The 17456-nt window shown below is 42.1% G+C and carries 16 protein-coding genes and 2 tRNA genes; 13 read left to right on the forward strand and 5 right to left on the reverse strand.

The genetic code is table 11. The annotated features are described in order from the left end of the window. Positions 1–43: 43 nt before the first annotated feature. The 3 genes from IR173_RS04415 to IR173_RS04425 all read right to left on the reverse strand — a co-directional run bounded on the left by IR173_RS04415 (position 44) and on the right by IR173_RS04425 (position 2816). Positions 44–1252 (reverse strand): site-specific integrase, encoded by a 1209-nt coding sequence (locus IR173_RS04415; RefSeq protein ID WP_237038485.1) that lies wholly within the window; start codon positions 1250–1252, stop codon positions 44–46. A gap of 268 nt (positions 1253–1520) precedes the next feature. Beyond that, positions 1521–1596 (reverse strand) — tRNA-Lys (locus tag IR173_RS04420). A gap of 146 nt (positions 1597–1742) precedes the next feature. Continuing rightward, entirely contained in the window at positions 1743–2816 is a 1074-nt protein-coding gene (locus IR173_RS04425) for a linear amide C-N hydrolase (protein WP_237038486.1), read from the reverse strand. 117 nt (positions 2817–2933) lie between these two features. On the opposite strand from IR173_RS04425, the gene msrB reads away from it, so the two are divergent. From msrB to IR173_RS04455, 6 genes are all read left to right on the forward strand, one after another. Beyond that, on the forward strand, positions 2934–3950 hold the full coding sequence (gene msrB, locus IR173_RS04430) for a peptide-methionine (R)-S-oxide reductase MsrB (protein ID WP_371315891.1): 1017 nt from the start codon (positions 2934–2936) through the stop codon (positions 3948–3950). Between the two features lie 89 nt (positions 3951–4039). Continuing rightward, positions 4040–4663, forward strand: coding sequence for a phosphatase PAP2 family protein (locus tag IR173_RS04435; RefSeq protein WP_237038488.1), 624 nt, complete (start codon positions 4040–4042; stop codon positions 4661–4663). 39 nt (positions 4664–4702) lie between these two features. Continuing rightward, complete coding sequence (locus tag IR173_RS04440; RefSeq protein WP_237038489.1) at positions 4703–6658, forward strand: sialate O-acetylesterase; 1956 nt, start codon at positions 4703–4705, stop codon at positions 6656–6658. Positions 6659–6765: 107 nt separating this feature from the next. After that, positions 6766–7599, forward strand: coding sequence for a type II pantothenate kinase (coaW, locus tag IR173_RS04445; RefSeq protein ID WP_237038490.1), 834 nt, complete (start codon positions 6766–6768; stop codon positions 7597–7599). 1 nt (position 7600) lies between these two features. Further along, positions 7601–8029 (forward strand): hypothetical protein, encoded by a 429-nt coding sequence (locus IR173_RS04450; protein WP_237038491.1) that lies wholly within the window; start codon positions 7601–7603, stop codon positions 8027–8029. A 231-nt stretch (positions 8030–8260) separates the two neighbouring features. Continuing rightward, positions 8261–9874 (forward strand): serine hydrolase, encoded by a 1614-nt coding sequence (locus IR173_RS04455; protein WP_237038492.1) that lies wholly within the window; start codon positions 8261–8263, stop codon positions 9872–9874. A gap of 112 nt (positions 9875–9986) precedes the next feature. Here IR173_RS04455 and IR173_RS04460 read toward each other — a convergent pair whose 3' ends face one another. Both IR173_RS04460 and IR173_RS04465 read right to left on the reverse strand, forming a co-directional pair. Then, positions 9987–10196 carry a winged helix-turn-helix domain-containing protein gene (locus IR173_RS04460; protein WP_237038493.1) on the reverse strand — a complete coding sequence of 70 codons (210 nt, stop codon included), beginning with the start codon at positions 10194–10196 and terminating at the stop codon, positions 9987–9989. A 568-nt stretch (positions 10197–10764) separates the two neighbouring features. Next, positions 10765–10838 (reverse strand) — tRNA-Asp (locus IR173_RS04465). 327 nt (positions 10839–11165) lie between these two features. Between IR173_RS04465 and hisH the strand changes: the two genes are divergently transcribed. The 7 genes from hisH to lysA all read left to right on the forward strand — a co-directional run bounded on the left by hisH (position 11166) and on the right by lysA (position 17369). Next, on the forward strand, positions 11166–11756 hold the full coding sequence (gene hisH, locus IR173_RS04470) for an imidazole glycerol phosphate synthase subunit HisH (protein WP_237038637.1): 591 nt from the start codon (positions 11166–11168) through the stop codon (positions 11754–11756). A 32-nt stretch (positions 11757–11788) separates the two neighbouring features. Next, on the forward strand, positions 11789–12508 hold the full coding sequence (gene hisA, locus IR173_RS04475; protein WP_237038494.1) for a 1-(5-phosphoribosyl)-5-[(5-phosphoribosylamino)methylideneamino]imidazole-4-carboxamide isomerase: 720 nt from the start codon (positions 11789–11791) through the stop codon (positions 12506–12508). Positions 12509–12517: 9 nt separating this feature from the next. Further along, positions 12518–13273, forward strand: a complete 756-nt coding sequence (gene hisF / locus IR173_RS04480; RefSeq protein WP_237038495.1) for an imidazole glycerol phosphate synthase subunit HisF — start codon at positions 12518–12520, stop codon at positions 13271–13273. Between the two features lie 24 nt (positions 13274–13297). Continuing rightward, the gene (gene hisIE / locus IR173_RS04485; RefSeq protein WP_237038496.1) at positions 13298–13909 is read left to right on the forward strand and encodes a bifunctional phosphoribosyl-AMP cyclohydrolase/phosphoribosyl-ATP diphosphatase HisIE; all 612 of its coding nucleotides are present in this window, start codon (positions 13298–13300) and stop codon (positions 13907–13909) included. 6 nt (positions 13910–13915) lie between these two features. Continuing rightward, the gene (locus tag IR173_RS04490) at positions 13916–14671 is read left to right on the forward strand and encodes a cell division ATP-binding protein FtsE (protein WP_237038497.1); all 756 of its coding nucleotides are present in this window, start codon (positions 13916–13918) and stop codon (positions 14669–14671) included. 108 nt (positions 14672–14779) lie between these two features. Next, complete coding sequence (locus IR173_RS04495) at positions 14780–16099, forward strand: aspartate kinase (RefSeq protein ID WP_237038498.1); 1320 nt, start codon at positions 14780–14782, stop codon at positions 16097–16099. 109 nt (positions 16100–16208) lie between these two features. Continuing rightward, a complete protein-coding gene (gene lysA, locus IR173_RS04500) occupies positions 16209–17369 on the forward strand; it encodes a diaminopimelate decarboxylase (protein ID WP_237038499.1) in 1161 nt (386 codons plus the stop codon). Positions 17370–17456: the final 87 nt, after the last annotated feature.

Below are 17456 nucleotides of genomic sequence, written 5' to 3' on the forward strand. Positions count from 1 at the left end.
GTTTGTTGTCAAAAATGGGGTGCAAAAAACACACCCCATTTTTTTAGTTCTTATTTAATCTTTGAATCAACATTTCCATATCGTTACTTATTTTCAAATCGGTAATCCTCGCATAGATTTGAGTAGTCCTGATGTTGGTATGACCTAAAATCTTAGATACCGTTTCAATAGGAACACTGTTTGCGAGCAACACCGAAGTGGCGCACGAATGGCGTGCCACATGGTAGGTCAAGGTCTTTTCAATTCCACAAATGGCTGCAATTTCTTTCAAGTAATCATTCATTTTCTGATTGCTGATAATGGGCAAAATCTTACCGTTCGGTAACTGGTCTTTGTACTTTTCCAATATGGCTTTGGGTATATCCAGCAATCGGACGGTAGATGTAACATTCGTTTTGTGCCTTTTGCGCATAATCCACAAATTGCCGTCAAATCCGGTACGAATGTCCTCCTGCCTTAACTCGCATACATCAATGTAGGAAAGTGCCGTATAACAACTGAAAATGAACAAATCACGTACTTGTTCCAGTCGTTTAGAGCTAAACTCATGGTTGTAAATAGTGGTAATTTCTTCCATAGTCAGATAATCCCTATCGGTACGCTCAAACCTTACCCGATAACTACCGAAAGGGTCGGCAGTCACTAAACCCGTATTCTTGGCAAAGTTTACCACCGTGCGAAAGCGTTGCACGAACTTCATCGCCGTATTGTGGCTGCACCCGTAGTTGTTTTTGATATATAGCAAAAAGTCCTCAATGAACACCACATTAATGTCTTTAATCAGTATATCGGAAACCGAATACTTGAACTTCATGAATTCAACAAGCCGTTTCTTTGTCAGTTCGTAACGTGAATAGGTCTTGTCTGCGGTATTCATCTTCACTTTCTCCAAGTATTGTTCATTGTGCTGTTTAAAGAACTCTATCAAAGTCCGTTCCCTTGCAATCTTACCTAAAAAGGCGTTCTTTACCAGTTCTGCCGTCACATATCCGTCCTGCGCCATTAACGCATGGTAATGTTGGTGTACCGTGCTACGAATACTCTCCAACATGGAATTGATATGTACGGCTTCTGCGGTTCTGCCGGAAACCTTGCCTAACTTCACGCTCCAGTGAGCCGGATTTATTTCCAGCTTGGTATTGAACTGGGCTACAACTTGGTCAATGGTGATACGTGCGATAATCGGTACGTTGCCGTTCTTCTTTACTGCATTTCGTTTGACGAAATAGAGTAGCTTGAAAGTACTTCTCATAATCTCTTTTTTTAGTTACAAAATTAAATTGATAAACTGAAAATGAGATATTTGCAGTACGGACAAATCAAGACAACAAACCGCCAATTTCAGACATTCCGTGACCTAAAATCCGAAAGGTCGGACAGGTCACGAATTGGTCACGAAAGTATGTCTTTTTGTGACCTTTTCGTGTCTTCGGTCACGGACTTTATACAAAGAAAAAACTCCTACAATACCTTGATATTGTAGGAGTTGTCTTTTCTTTGTCTGGTTTTGTCCAGCTTCTTGGTGATCCGCTTGGGGCTCGAACCCAAGACCCCAACATTAAAAGTGTTGTGCTCTACCTGCTGAGCTAGCGAATCAATCCTTTATTATTGCTTTTCTTCCGAATTGCGGGTGCAAAGGTATGGTTTATTTTTGAATCTACAAACATTTCCCAAACTTTTTTTCAAAAAAGGTGGATTTTCTTTGTCCTTTACTCCTCATCTTATTAAAACCCCAGCATGTCTCATCTTACAATTATCTCTTCTATCGGTTGTACCTGTTCCTTATCCAAAGGAAAAGCTTGATATTTTACCTTACTAAAATCAATCTTCTTCATATCAATACAACGAATATTGCTATTATACGCCGTACGATAATAGACCTTACGATTCGTTAGGTCAATGGCAGAAGTCCATTGTGTGGCACTAGGGATAGCCGGTGCATGACCCAATGTATGTTCTATACCGATAGGAATATCAAAATTATTCAAGATGTGAAAACTTTGCAATATAGCATCGTGGGCAGTGGCACACTGCGGAGCTGTTGCCTTATAGAATGCTGCACGAACAAAACGTGAAGGAGGAGTTACATCTCCGGGGATTCCCCGAAACCCACTACCTGCACCAAATGGAAAGATAGTTACGCCACCTAATTGATGAGCCTCTGCCCCACCCGGATAAAGATTCACATAATTGTTTAAATTAGTCATTTGCCAAGGGAAACCGGGCGAATTGGTCAATACACCAATCTCATTATCATAAAAATGAGGAACACCATCTACAAACTCCAGCACAACCTGCCGGCCGCTTGCATCGCCTATTCGCCAATGTACCGTAGAACTCGCTCCAGTCGTATCTACAGACACCACACGTATATCCTGCAACGCAGCCTTTACTTCATCTATTGTCGAAAATTGGGAAAGTATCCAGGCCACCAATTGTAAATCGGCCACTGTCTGCGCATTCTGCTTTGCATCATAAGCCGGATAATGTCCGTAATGGGGAAAATAAAACAGCCCTGCCGAAAGACCTGCCTCATTCAAACCCTCGGCTACAAAGTCCTTCAATACAATGGAAAGGCCCACTACTCCATATCGTGCACGAAACTTTGCCCCATTTATCCCCGTGGGAGTATAGGATGTCATTTCATGTCCGCGAGGAATCACTACATACTGACTGGGCAAATAACTATCGCCCCATTCTATAGTGCGTGCCTGCACATATCCACCATCCTTTGCTGTTGCCGAAATCCCGGTACAAGCCATTGTCGGCAATGCGCATCCTGTCAATAACAATGCGCTGATCAATATCTTTTTCATAACAGTAAAAACATTTAGTCTTGAAAATAACAATGTTCTGTGAATTTAGTTCTAACTTTGCATTAGAAGTTCAATAGACTACAACAATAAATTGCATTCAATTGTTATAGCTATTATATGAGATATATTATTTTTATTTTCATGCTTTTCATAAGCCAAATATTAGAAGCTAAAATGGAAAAAACGAGTGAAATTTACCTGGCAGGGGGTTGTTTTTGGGGAACCGAGCATTTCCTGAAACAAATCAGGGGAGTAGAACACACCGAAGTAGGTTATGCCAATGGTAATACAGCAAACCCGACTTACAAAGAAGTTTGTACGGATAAAACAGGATTTGCCGAAACCGTGAAGGTTGTTTACAACCCTCAAGAGGTCAGTCTTGAGCTGTTACTCAACCTTTATTTTCAAACAATTGACCCTACCAGCATCAATAGACAGGGGCACGATCAAGGCACTCAATACCGTACTGGCATTTATTACACCGATAAGGCTGATTTAGCTGTTATCCAAAATGCTGTCCGCGAATTGGCCAAAGAGTATTCACGTCCGCTTGCCATCGAGGTAGCGCCTTTAAGGAATTTCTATAATGCTGAAGAATATCATCAGGACTATTTGGATAAAAATCCTGATGGGTATTGTCATCTCAATCCTAAACTTTTCGAATTGGCACGACGTGCCAATGCCACCCCTTCCTACAAAAAGCCAAGTGATGCCGCCCTGCGCAACAAATTATCGCCCGAACAGTATGCTGTCACCCAAAGAAATGCAACAGAACCCGCCTTTCATAATGAATATTGGAACGAAAAGCGAGAAGGTATTTATGTCGATATTACTACCGGTGAGCCTTTATTTGTTTCTACCGACAAGTTTGATTCCGGCTGCGGATGGCCTAGTTTTACCAAACCTATCGACAACGCATTGGTTAAAGAACTGACAGACACCACCCACGGAATGATTCGTACCGAAGTAAGAAGTAAAACCGGAGACGCACATCTAGGACATGTTTTCCCGGATGGACCTGCCGATAAAGGCGGTTTGCGTTATTGTATCAATAGCGCATCCCTAAAATTCGTCCCCAAGGAAAAAATGGCGGCAGAAGGATACGGACAATATCTGAAGTTACTGAATAAATAAATCCGACGTATCAAAAACAGATGTAGAGAGAATACATATTTTCGGGCATATTTCGACAGCGACAATTATTACCTTAAAATAGAAAAAGTATGAAAAGATATAAACTGATTATATGGGTATCCTTTTATATGATTATTCTGATTATCATAGCCGCACAGCTATGGGGGGAAAGCGGCTTTCTTCATCCCATCATTGAGAATATCAACCTTTATGTGCGCGGACTACGTAATATGCATACTCCTCTCTTCCATCAAAGCTATGACAATTACCTGCAATTGTTCCCGGGTATCCTCCTGATTGGGTTAAAGCTGGGTGGAGTAAAAGGGAAATTTGAATGGAAACGACTTCTTACCTTTATCGTTCTCTCCATTATCCTCACTCAGCTGGTGGTGAATTCCCTGAAATTGGCATGCGGAGTTTTACGTCCCGACGAGTCCAACTTTTTCTCTTTTCCTTCAGGACACACAGCAACGGCATTCATGACAGCCACTCTGCTCTATAAAGAATATGGATTTAAGAGCGTATGGGTAGGCATCGTTGCGTATGCTGCCGCCATAATAACCGGCATGACACGCATTCTCAACAATCGCCATTGGATAATAGATGTAATAGTAGGTGCAGCATTGGGGATTCTACTGACAGAAATGGCATATAGAATGGTAAAAATAATATTCAAAGACAGAGGACTCATTAACACTGACTATACCCACTGATATTATAGAAGAGAATAACACAACAATAATTGAAGGTACATGAAAAAACTAATGATGACACTAGGACTGTTGGTGACATTCTGTGTTACAGAGGCAAAAGTGACATTACCCGCCCTATTTACCGACAACATGGTACTGCAACAAAAGTCAGATATAACCCTTCGCGGACACTCGACGGTCCAAAAAGAGGTTATGGTGATAACCGGTTGGAACAAGCACATCTATATGGCCCAAACGGACAAACAGGGAAACTGGCAGATAGAAATCCCTACCCCATCTGCCGGAGGCCCCTACGACATTACACTTCGTGATGAAGAAGAACTTGTCCTACACAACATCATGATAGGCGAACTTTGGCTCTGCTCGGGACAATCCAACATGGAAATGCCGGTCGGTGGTTGGGGGAAAGTATTAAATTATGAAAACGAGATAAACGAAGCGACTTATCCCGCCATACGCTTATTTAAGGTAAAAAAAGAAATATCACTAACGCCCAAGGAGGATTTTAGTACTACACAAGGAGGATGGCAGGAATGCACTCCTCAAAGCGTAGAGAACTTCTCGGCTGTGGGATACTTCTTTGCTCGCCAGTTACAAAAGAAATTAAAAGTCCCTGTTGGTGTTATAGACTGTTCATGGGGAGGCACTCCTGCTGAAGCATGGACCAGTTATGACGGTTTGAAACACTTGCAAGAGTTTGAGCACGAAATGGATATGCTGGAATCCTTGGGATTTCATCCCGAAAAGATTGATGAAGAGTATGCCAAGAAAAGAAAAGCATGGTATCAAGCTTTGTATGAACATGATATGGGATGGTGTGACAATCATCAAGTATGGGCTGACCCCGGTTATTCGGACGAGAATTGGAAAGAAATGAATCTGCCGGGAAGTTGGGAAAGTAATGGAGTGAAAGGGTTTGATGGCGTAATGTGGTTCAGAAAAACCATAGATATTCCTCGTTCTTGGTACAGGAAGCCGATTACTGTCAATTTAGGCAAGATAAGCGATGAAGACATTGTCTATTATAACGGCGTGGAAATAGGACGTGGAAACGGCCGTGACGCCATGCGCCAATACACTGTCCCCAATAAGTTAGTGAAACGGGGAAAAGCTGTTCTCACCATACGTGTGACCAACTATGCCGGAGAAGGGGGCCTCATCGGAAAACCGGAAAATATGACAATGACGGTAAAAGGTAAAGAACCTGTCACATTGGCGGGAAGTTGGAAGTATTTATCCGGCTTTTCATTGGCCGGGATAGAGCCACTGCCGCCTTCGCCCAAGACCAATCCCAGATACCCCACTACCCTCTTCAATGCAATGGTACACCCCATCACCCAAATTCCCATCCGAGGGGTTATTTGGTATCAAGGAGAAGGGAACGTAGGACGAGCTGATGAATATGCTGACCTGTTTATGTCACTGATATCTGATTGGCGTGATAAATGGAAGCAACCCGATATGCCTTTCTACTTCGTACAACTGGCTAATTTTCTAAAGCGGGAAGAAATACAACCCGACTCGGAATGGGCAGCGTTGAGAGAAGCACAATCAAAGGCTCTTTATCTGAATGACACCGGTATGGCTGTGACTATCGATTTAGGAGAAACAGATGATATCCACCCCAAAAACAAACAGGAAGTAGGACTGCGTCTGTCCCAACTTGCCCTGAAACAAACATATAGAAAGAAAAAGATGCCCCAATCCCCCCTCTTCAAGAACTATCGTATAGAAGGAAATACAATACGCATCAGTTTTGATAATCTGGATAAAGGCTTTATGAAACCCGACACTGTCAAAGGTTTTATCATTGCAGGTGCAGACCATATATTCTACCCGGCTACAGTAACTATTCTGAAGAAAGAGGTCGTAGTAGAATCACCCGACGTCCCCCATCCGGTGGCTGTCAGATACAATTGGGCTGATAACCCAGATGGAAACTTATACGGAATATCCGGCTTACCGACAGCCCCCTTCCGCACAGACAATTGGTGATAAAACTTGCTTATCTTTATTTTTCCACGAAAAGGGCCCTTCAGTTATTAGTAATATATCTATATTTGCAGTCTCTTTTCAAGAATACTAATTAAAAACGCATAGCTATGGGAATGGTTATAGGAATAGATGTGGGTGGAAGTACTACCAAAATTATCGGTGTGGACAAAGAAGGAATCAAACATCCGATGATTGTCAGGGCGGCAGACCCCATCACTTCTCTATTTGGAGCTTTCGGGAAATATATATATGATAATAACATTAGTTTGGGTGAGATAGAAAAAGTGATGCTCACAGGAGTGGGAAGTGCTTATGTCAACCAACCCCTTTACGGATTACCTACCGAGCATACCGACGAGTTTCTAGCCAACGGATTAGGTGCGCATTATGGCTCGCAATTGAAAAATCTGATTGTTGTAAGTATGGGAACAGGAACTTCTTTCGTCAAAGTGGAGGACGGAAAGATTCAACATATCGGCGGCATCGGTATCGGTGGAGGAACCATTCAGGGACTATCCAGATTATTGCTAAAGACACACGACATTCACCAAGTGGTAGAAATGGCACAAAAAGGAATAGTGGAAAACATAGATTTACAGATAAAGGATATCTGCAATGCCGCCCTGCCGGGGCTCCCGCTGAATGCCACTGCATCCACTTTTGGAAAAGCAGACAGTAACTCATCATTAGAAGATGTAGCGGCGGGAATTATCCACATGGTACTGCAATCTATTGGCCAATCCGTGATACTCGCAGCTTTGAACAGTTCCATCAAAGATTTTGTTTTAATAGGCAATCTGGCAAAGCTGCCACAGTGCAAAGAGGTTTTTCCCATCATGGAAGAAATGTACCAATGCCATTTCCTGATACCGGAATATGCCCAATACAGAACAGCTTTGGGTGCAGCATTGGCATACGTGCATCGAAAAGAAAAACAATAGGATGAAGTACGGAGTCAGTAAAAATATATTGCTCATTACTGCCGGCATAGTGTGGCTGACAGCCGGCATCAATATATTGCGAATCGGTGTGGGATGCTGGATAAACGATTCGCATTATTGGCTATTTAAAGTATGCGAAACTACTCTGGTTTTTCTCCTGTTCTTTGGTTTCATTTTTCGGAAACTATACAGAAAGCACACACATCGCATCAGTCAAAAGAAAAAGAAGAATTGTCCTTTTTCTTTCTTTGATGTCCAAGGATGGATAGTGATGACATTTATGATTACAATCGGCATATTGTCACGCCTGTTTCATCTGTTGCCCGAATCTTTCATCGCCGTATTCTATACAGGACTTTCCCTCGCACTAATCGGTACAGGAATCCGATTCATTACTTATTGGTGGAAAAACAAACATTGGCTGCAATAATAACAAAGGTACGCATATCTGTGAATAATATGCTTAGCAACATTTCCTATTACATTTTCTATTAATAAAAAAACATTTTAGACCATACTTCGTTGCCTATTGAAATATAGAACAAAAAACAATCAGGAATTATTGTAAACTATATATGCCATATTGTCATTTTAGAAGACTCCAAAAGCCTCTATCTTTGTAACATCAGAAAAATACCAATGAATACCAATAAACAATGTCATGAGAAAGAAACTATTAACTTTAGCAAGTATGCTAATCTCGGGAGCGATGTTAGCACAAAATGGAGGAACAATTATGAAGAAGTATGAAGACCAATTGCCGCAAGCCGGCAGGGGCAATGTACACGTTGCCTATCAGGGAAAGTCTATAGACCAAATGATTTATGAGTTTATGGAAGAACAAGGGATACCAGGAATGACACTTGCCATCGTACAAGCACCTTATATCCCACGCGTAGTAGGTTACGGAGTTACTGATTTTAAAAAAGGAAATCTTGCTGCAGCCAAAACTCTCTGGCCCATAGGTCCTATTTCTCAAGGATTTACAGCTGTTGCCATAATGCAATTACTTGAAAAAGGGAAGCTCTATCTCAACGATTCAATTGGAAAATACCTGAAGGATATCCCTGACAATTGGAAAAGTATCACTATCCTGCAATTGTTGCAACACAGTTCGGGCATAGCAGATTATCGTGACCAGAAAGGTTTTGATGTATCGGCCGACTATCAGCCCATACAGCTAATTAAAACAGTGGCACACATTCCATTGGCTTTCGAACCGGGCACCGACGTGAAACAAAGTGCAACCAACTTCTTACTACTTACCTCGATTATTGAGAAAGCAGGAAAGATGCCATACCATGACTTTGTTAAGAAGTATCAGATTGACTATCTCGGTCTGCAACAAACTTATTTTGGAGAAGACATAGTCAAAGTCAAACAAGAAGATGTGACAACCACTCATAACGTGCATGAAACTTTTAAAAAAGACAAGGCTTATATCAATCCGTCAGAAACCACTACAGGATACATAGAGAATGACGGCAAACTAGTTACCGCCCCTTCCATCAGCCCGACTTCGCTGAAAGGTTTTTCCGACATTTGGGCATCTGCCGAGAATGTAAGCCATTGGGATATAGCCCTCGCAGGCGGAGTGCTTATTGCTCAACCAGAAAATCGCAATATGATTTATAAACCTACAACGTTGGCAAACGGTAAAGTGGTTCCCGCCATGGCAGGATGGCAATTTTATAACCACAAAGGATTAATGGATATCAAAGGGAACGCACCCGGACATTCCGCTTTCCTCAGTCGTTTTACCGATGCATCAGAGCTGGTATGTGTCACCTTATTGGCAAACAAAGAAGGTGTTGAACTGACTAATCTGGCTAGAAAAATAGCTGCAGCCTTCGATAGTAGCAAAATGGGGACAGGAGCAAACGATAGCCAACTTTATACGTTCGAGAGTCAGTTCAGTGTGAATGAAACCATGTCACACATTGAACACACTCTGAAAACGATGGGAATTCCTATCTTTGCAAAATTCAATCATGGCAAGAATGCAGAAGAAGTGGGATTAAAGCTACTTCCCAATCAAGTAATTGTCTTTGGTTCTCCCAAAGTAGGCACTAAATTAATGCAAGAAAATCCAAGTATTTCCATTGAATTACCTTTAAAGATTTCCGTATGGGAAGATAAGAATGGAAGCGTATGGGCTGCTTTTCCACAGATGAATATGATGGCAGCAGAATATAATCTGGATGGGGAGCCGGTTATTGGAAAGATGCAAGAATTATTAAAAACGATAGTTGTCAAAGCCGCAAGCGTTTACTAATATATGACTAAACTGCTTTATAAAATTATTTCGTTAAAGAGGTTGTGCCAAAATGCTGGCACAACCTCTTCAAGTTTTTTTCTCTCCAACAGGTTTATTATTGAGAGATTAATCAGAATCCTAAATGACTTACATAGAGTAAATGACCTTTCCTCTGAATATTAATATTGTTCTCTCTAGACAACCAACCTATTGCAATAGCGACGTCAATGGCGCTGAGGTTCATTTTCCGACTAAGTTCCTGAATAGATATTTCACCTCTGTTTTCATTCAGGTTGCGCCAGACTTTGCCGGCATTTTCTCCCACTGTTTCTATTTCCATATATATGTTTTGATTTGCCCTCAATATACAAAAAAAATAGCATATAAAAAAGGAAACAGCAACTTTTTCTCATTTAGAATGACCTTTTTAAATCACCGGATGCTGTCTCCTCCGGTTTTCAAACCCTGCATACGTTTTGAACTCCCTAAGTCGTTTCATTAGTCAGACTAAGCGTTTTCGTCCTTTCGATTATGCCTGTCTATTAGTCAGATTACTACAGACTCCGGCAGTGGACTGTATAGTCCACTACGGCAGACCGTACAGTCCATTGCAGTGGACTGTACAGTCCGCCGCCGGAGACTGTAATAATCTTCCGTGTAAAAAGGCTTAGCTGACCCTAAGAAACGGCTTACTCTTCCCTTGGTTTGGTGATATGATGTAAGGAGATAAAACAATGATTTAAATCCCCAAGAATAACAAGTGACCCGATGGATAACTCTTGCCGTTGGGCTGTATGCTTCCCGTTGTCAGGACACATTGGGGGACTTGCACCCATTAGAATATGTCCGCGCCAAGCGAACAAATAAAAAAGCTCTAGAATTCAAAGAATCCTAGAGCTTTTATTAAGCGGTGCGCACGAGGCTCGAACTCGTGACCCCATGCGTGACAGGCATGTATTCTAACCAACTGAACTAGCGCACCAATATTTCAAAGATTTGTCTTTCTTTATTTCACCATCTCTCTCGATTGCGGGTGCAAAGGTACGCATTAATTTTAAACCTGCAAGCTTTTCGGTAGAAAATGCACAAAAAAAACAAAGTCCTCCCCGACCGATACCTCGCCCGATTTACAATATTGCTATTATTTTAATCTTTTTCTCAAACTTCTTGTTATAAAATGAAGCTAATCTGCAATAATTCGCTATTTTTGCGCACATATCATAGATAAAAACCGTCCATTCTCACATTATGCAGAAGCATATTGAATAAAAGGACTGGCTTATAAAAATAAAACGATGATTTTTTGCCGATGAAAATTGCTGTCGTAAAATATAATGCAGGAAATATCTACTCAGTGGACTACGCACTAAAGCGTTTGGGGGTAGAAGCTATCATTACTTCCGATAAGGAAACGCTGATGAGCGCAGATAAAATAATCTTCCCAGGTGTTGGAGAAGCTGCCACAACTATGAATTACCTCCGGCAACATAAATTGGATGAGGTAATCAGAAATTTAAAACAACCCGTATTGGGCATTTGTTTGGGTATGCAACTCATGTGCCGCCATTCAGAAGAAGGTAATGCAGAATGCTTAGGCATTTTTGATACCGACGTCAAGCTTTTCCACCCGGAACGACATATAGATAAGGTTCCCCACATGGGATGGAATACACTGACAAATGTGAAAAGCGATTTATTCAAGGGATTCACCAAAGAAGAGTTTGTCTACTTCGTACACAGTTTTTATGTCCCGCTCAATGACTTTACAGCAGCACAAACTACATATATCCTCCCCTACAGTTCGGCATTGCATAAAGATAATTTTTATGCCACGCAGTTTCATCCCGAAAAGAGCGGGACAGTGGGCGAACGCATATTGCGAAACTTTTTAGAACTATAATACATTATATTATATAACTAAAGAAAAAAGTTATGATAGAATTAATTCCTGCCATCGATATCATTGACGGAAAATGTGTCCGTCTGTCACAGGGAGATTATAACACACAAAAGGTTTATAATGAAAACCCTGTGGAAGTAGCCAAAGAATTTGAAGCGCATGGCATTCGTCGTCTGCACGTAGTTGATTTAGACGGAGCCGCTTCGCACCACGTAGTCAATTATCGCGTACTCGACCAAATCGCCAGCCGCACATCGCTTGTCATTGACTTCGGCGGAGGTATCAAAACCGATGAAGATTTAATCATTGCATTCGATAACGGTGCCCAAATGGTGACTCTAGGCAGCGTTGCCGTGAAAAAGCCGGAGCTATTCAAGAAATGGCTGATTCAATACGGAAACGAAAAAATAATTCTTGGTGCTGATGTGAAAGACAATAAAATATCCATCAACGGATGGAAAGAAGAAAGCCGGCAAGAGCTGATGCCTTTCCTGAAAGATTATACAAAGGAAGGAGTGTTCAAAGTGCTATGTACCGATATCAGTCGTGACGGTATGCTGGAAGGGCCTGCAATAGAGTTATACAAACAAATACTTACCGAATTTCCTGATATGCACCTGATAGCCAGTGGTGGAGTAAGTTGTATCGAGGACATCATTCAATTAGAGATAGCCAAAGTGCCTGCGGTAGTGTTCGGCAAAGCCCTTTACGAAGGCAAAATTACCCTGAAAGAGTTGAACCGTTTTATGTAAAGACAAATTATGTTAGCAAAAAGAATTATTCCTTGCCTCGACATTAAAGACGGGCAGACCGTCAAGGGAACCAACTTCGTAAACCTGCGTCAAGCCGGCGACCCAGTGGAATTAGGCCGCGCTTACAGTGAACAAGGAGCCGATGAACTGGTCTTTTTGGATATCACCGCCAGCCACGAGGGTCGCAAGACTTTTACGGACCTGGTGAAAAGAGTGGCAGCCAATATCAGCATTCCGTTTACTGTGGGCGGAGGCATCAACGAACTCAGTGATGTAGACCGCCTGTTGAGTGCCGGAGCCGATAAAGTCTCCATCAACTCATCTGCCATCCGCAATCCTAATCTGGTAGATGAAATAGCCCAACATTTCGGTTCACAAGTTTGTGTGGTAGCCATTGATGCCAAACAGACGGAGCAAGGGTGGAAATGCTATCTGAACGGAGGACGCATAGAAACGGACAAATACTTGTTTGAGTGGGCCCGGGAAGTAAACAATCGGGGAGCAGGAGAAATTCTTTTTACCAGTATGAACCATGACGGAGTAAAGACAGGGTATGCCAACGAAGCGCTTGCCCTCCTCTCCGACTCACTCACTATTCCGGTTATTGCATCGGGAGGTGCAGGAAAAATGGAACATTTCAAAGATACTTTTATCGAAGGAAAAGCTGATGCGGCACTTGCTGCCAGCGTTTTTCATTTCGGAGAAATCAGAATTCCCGAATTAAAACAGTATCTTTGCCAACAAGGAATCAATGTCAGACTATAAAATTAGAATTAAAATATAAAACAAATGGAATTGGATTTTGAGAAAATGAACGGGTTAATCCCTGCCATCATACAAGATGACTACACACAAAAAGTCTTAATGCTGGGCTTCATGAATGAAGAGGCGTATAAGAAAACCGTAGAAACAGGAAAAGTGACTTTCTTCAGCCGCACCAAGAACCGTCTTTGGACGAAAGGAGAAGAAAGCGGAAACTTCCTGCAAGTAATCTCTATCAAAGCAGACTGCGACAATGATACCTTATTAATAAAGGCAGTCCCTGCAGGCCCTGTTTGCCACACAGGTACAGACACCTGCTGGGGAGAAGAAAACAAGCAGGACATCATGTTCTTGAAAGAATTGCAAGACTTTATTGACAAACGACATGAAGAAATGCCTGAAGGTTCTTACACAACCAGCCTCTTCCAATCAGGAGTAAACAAAATGGCACAAAAGGTGGGTGAAGAAGCTGTAGAAACCGTTATCGAAGCTTGCAACGGAACCGATGAACGTTTGATATATGAAAGCTCCGACCTGCTGTATCACCTTATTGTCCTCCTTACATCAAAAGGTTACCGCATCGAAGATTTGGCACGCGAACTAAAAGAACGTCACAGCGCCAACTGGAAAAAACATTAATGCCCTATGGACGAACCGCTTATTCGATATAAAAATGTAAACATCAACCAACAAGAGCTCGGTGTATTGGAAGATGTAAATCTGGAACTGAACAAAGGTGAATTTGTTTACCTAATCGGAAAAGTCGGTTCCGGCAAAACGTCATTGCTAAAAACCATCTACGGCGAACTGGATATCCAATCGGGTGATGCTGAAGTATTGGGTTACAATATGACCAATATCAAACGTAAGCATATCCCTGAACTGCGCCGCCGACTGGGAATCGTCTTTCAGGATTTCCAGTTGCTGACAGACCGCAATGTACATTCCAATCTCAGTTTTGTACTACGCGCCACCGGATGGAGCAATAAGGCTGCAATAAAAGAACGTATCGACGAAGTGCTGGAGCAAGTGGGAATGACAGGTAAAGGATATAAAATGCCCAATGAATTATCGGGAGGCGAACAACAGCGTATCGTCATCGCCCGTGCCATTCTGAATCGTCCGGAAATCATTCTTGCCGATGAACCGACAGGAAACTTGGACGCTGAAACCGGCCGGCAGATTGTAGAGCTCCTGAAATCTATTTGCGCATCGGGCTCTGCCATCATGATGACCACCCACAACCTGCATCTGCTGGCTGAGTACCCCGGCATCGTTTACCGCTTCGAGAACCACCAAATCAAAGAAGTTACAAACGAATACAGCCGTATCATAAAAAGCAAAAACGAACAAGAGACAAAGGAAAAAGTAACCAATGCGACCGTAGAAACCATAGAATAAATGGATGAATGATAAATATTATCGCTAAGATGCTGATTTTTGCAGTCTTATTCGTATATTTGCACGCTAATTATCAATTATAGAAACAATTAAAATACGAAACGAAAAATGAAAGTTTTAAAGTTTGGAGGTACTTCGGTAGGTTCTGCACAAAGAATGAAAGAAGTAGCCAAATTAATTACTGACGGTGAACAGAAGATTGTTGTCCTCTCGGCAATGTCAGGAACAACAAACACGTTGGTTGAAATTTCGGATTATCTGTATAAGAAGAATCCCGAAGGTGCGAATGAAATCATTAATAAGCTGGAAGCTAAATATAAACAGCATGTTAATGAACTTTATTCTACTGACGAGTATAAACAGAAAACACAGGAATTTATAAAAGCACAGTTCGATTATATTCGTTCGTATACAAAAGATATCTTCACCCTGTTTGAAGAAAAAGTAATTCTGGCACAAGGTGAGTTAATCTCTACCAACATGGTTACCAACTACTTGCAGGAACAAGGTGTAAACGCCGTATTGCTTCCGGCATTGGAATACATGCGTACAGACAAGAACTCTGAACCCGACCCGGTTTACATTAAAGAAAAACTGGCTGCCCAACTGGAAATGCATCCGGGTGCCGAAATCTATATTACCCAAGGTTTTATCTGCCGCAATGCTTACGGTGAGATAGACAACCTGCAACGTGGAGGCAGTGACTATACCGCCTCATTAATCGGTGCAGCTGTCAATGCTTCTGAAATTCAGATTTGGACAGACATCGACGGCATGCATGACAATGACCCGCGTATTGTGGACAAGACTACCCCGGTTCGTCAATTGCATTTTGAAGAAGCTGCTGAGTTGGCTTACTTTGGTGCCAAGATTTTGCACCCCACCTGCGTACAGCCTGCCAAATACGCTAACATTCCGGTACGTTTGCTCAACACCATGGAACCGACAGCCCCGGGAACATTGATTTCAAACGACACGGAAAAAGGCAAGATTAAAGCTGTAGCTGCAAAAGATAATATCACCGCCATTAAAATTAAGTCGGGCCGTATGCTACTGGCTTACGGTTTCTTGCGCAAAGTATTTGAAATCTTTGAAAGCTACCAGACTTCCATCGATATGATTTGTACTTCGGAAGTAGGTGTTTCCGTATCTATCGACAACACCAAGCATCTGAATGAAATCTTGGATGACCTGAAGAAATATGGTACTGTAACTGTAGACCACGATATGTGTATCATTTGCGTAGTAGGTGATTTGGAATGGGAAAATGTCGGTTTCGAGGCAAAAGCACTTGATGCCATGCGCGACATTCCTGTACGTATGATTTCATTCGGCGGTAGCAATTACAATATCTCTTTCCTGATTCGCAAGGAAGATAAAAACAAGGCTTTGCAATCATTAAGCGATCATTTATTCAATAATAAATAAATTCCATTGCAGGGGCGGACTGAATCCGCCCGGATGTATCCCACTCTAAAAAGCAGATACTTTCGGGCGAATTTAATTCGCCCCTACTCAATCAATAACAAAATACAATATGAAAGGAACATTCCCCGTAAACAAGTTCAGAGAGCTGGAAACTCCCTTTTACTATTACGACGTCAATGTATTGCGCGAAACGCTGTCGTGCATCAATAAAGAAGCAGGCAAATACAACAACTTCTGCGTGCATTACGCAGTGAAAGCCAATGCCAACCACAAGATTCTGACTATTATTCGTGAAAACGGTTTGGGAGCAGACTGTGTGAGTGGCGGTGAAATCCGTGCAGCTGTCAAAGCAGGCTTCCCAACTAATAAAATCGTATATGCGGGTGTCGGCAAAACCGATTGGGAAATCAATCTGGGATTGGATTATGATATCTTCTGTTTCAATGTAGAATCTGTACCCGAATTGGAAATCATCAACGAACTGGCTGCCGCCAAAGGCAAAATTGCCAGAGTCGCTTTCCGTATCAATCCCAATGTAGGTGCGCACACCCATGCCAATATCACTACCGGACTGGCAGAGAATAAATTCGGTATCAGCATGGAAGATATGGACAAAGTCATCGATATGGCAGAAACGCTGCCTAACATAAAGTTTGTAGGACTACACTTTCATATTGGTTCTCAGATATTGGATATGGGTGACTTCGTAGCACTATGCAACCGTGTGAATGAGTTACAGGAGAAGCTATATGCACGTCAAATTATTGTAGAGCATATCAATGTGGGCGGTGGCTTAGGCATCGATTACTCCCACCCCAACCGTCAGCCGATTCCTAACTTTGCCGAGTACTTCGCCACTTACCACAAGCATCTGAAACTGCGTCCGCAACAAACCTTGCATTTCGAACTGGGTCGCGCAGTTGTGGGGCAATGTGGCAGCCTCATCAGCAAAGTGATTTATGTAAAGCAAGGAACAAACAAGCAATTTGCCATTCTTGACGCAGGCATGACGGATTTGATTCGCCCCGCACTTTATCAGGCATACCATAAGATTGAAAATATCACTTCGGAAGAAGATACAGAAACATACGATGTGGTAGGACCTATCTGCGAATCTTCCGATGTATTCGGCAAAGCAATCGACTTAAATAAAGTTCACCGTGGCGACCTGTTTGCCCTTCGGTCTGCAGGTGCTTATGGTGAAATTATGGCCTCGGCCTATAATTGCCGCACATTACCTCAAGCATATACATCAGAAGAATTGGTATAGCACCGGAGCGATATCCTATAAAGAAGGAAACTAAAACAAAGAAGTAAGGCTGCCTCCTATTTTACATTGAGACAGCCTTCTTCAGTC

This window comes from Phocaeicola faecalis (assembly GCF_021730445.1).
Taxonomy (GTDB): Bacteria; Bacteroidota; Bacteroidia; order Bacteroidales; family Bacteroidaceae; genus Phocaeicola; species Phocaeicola faecalis.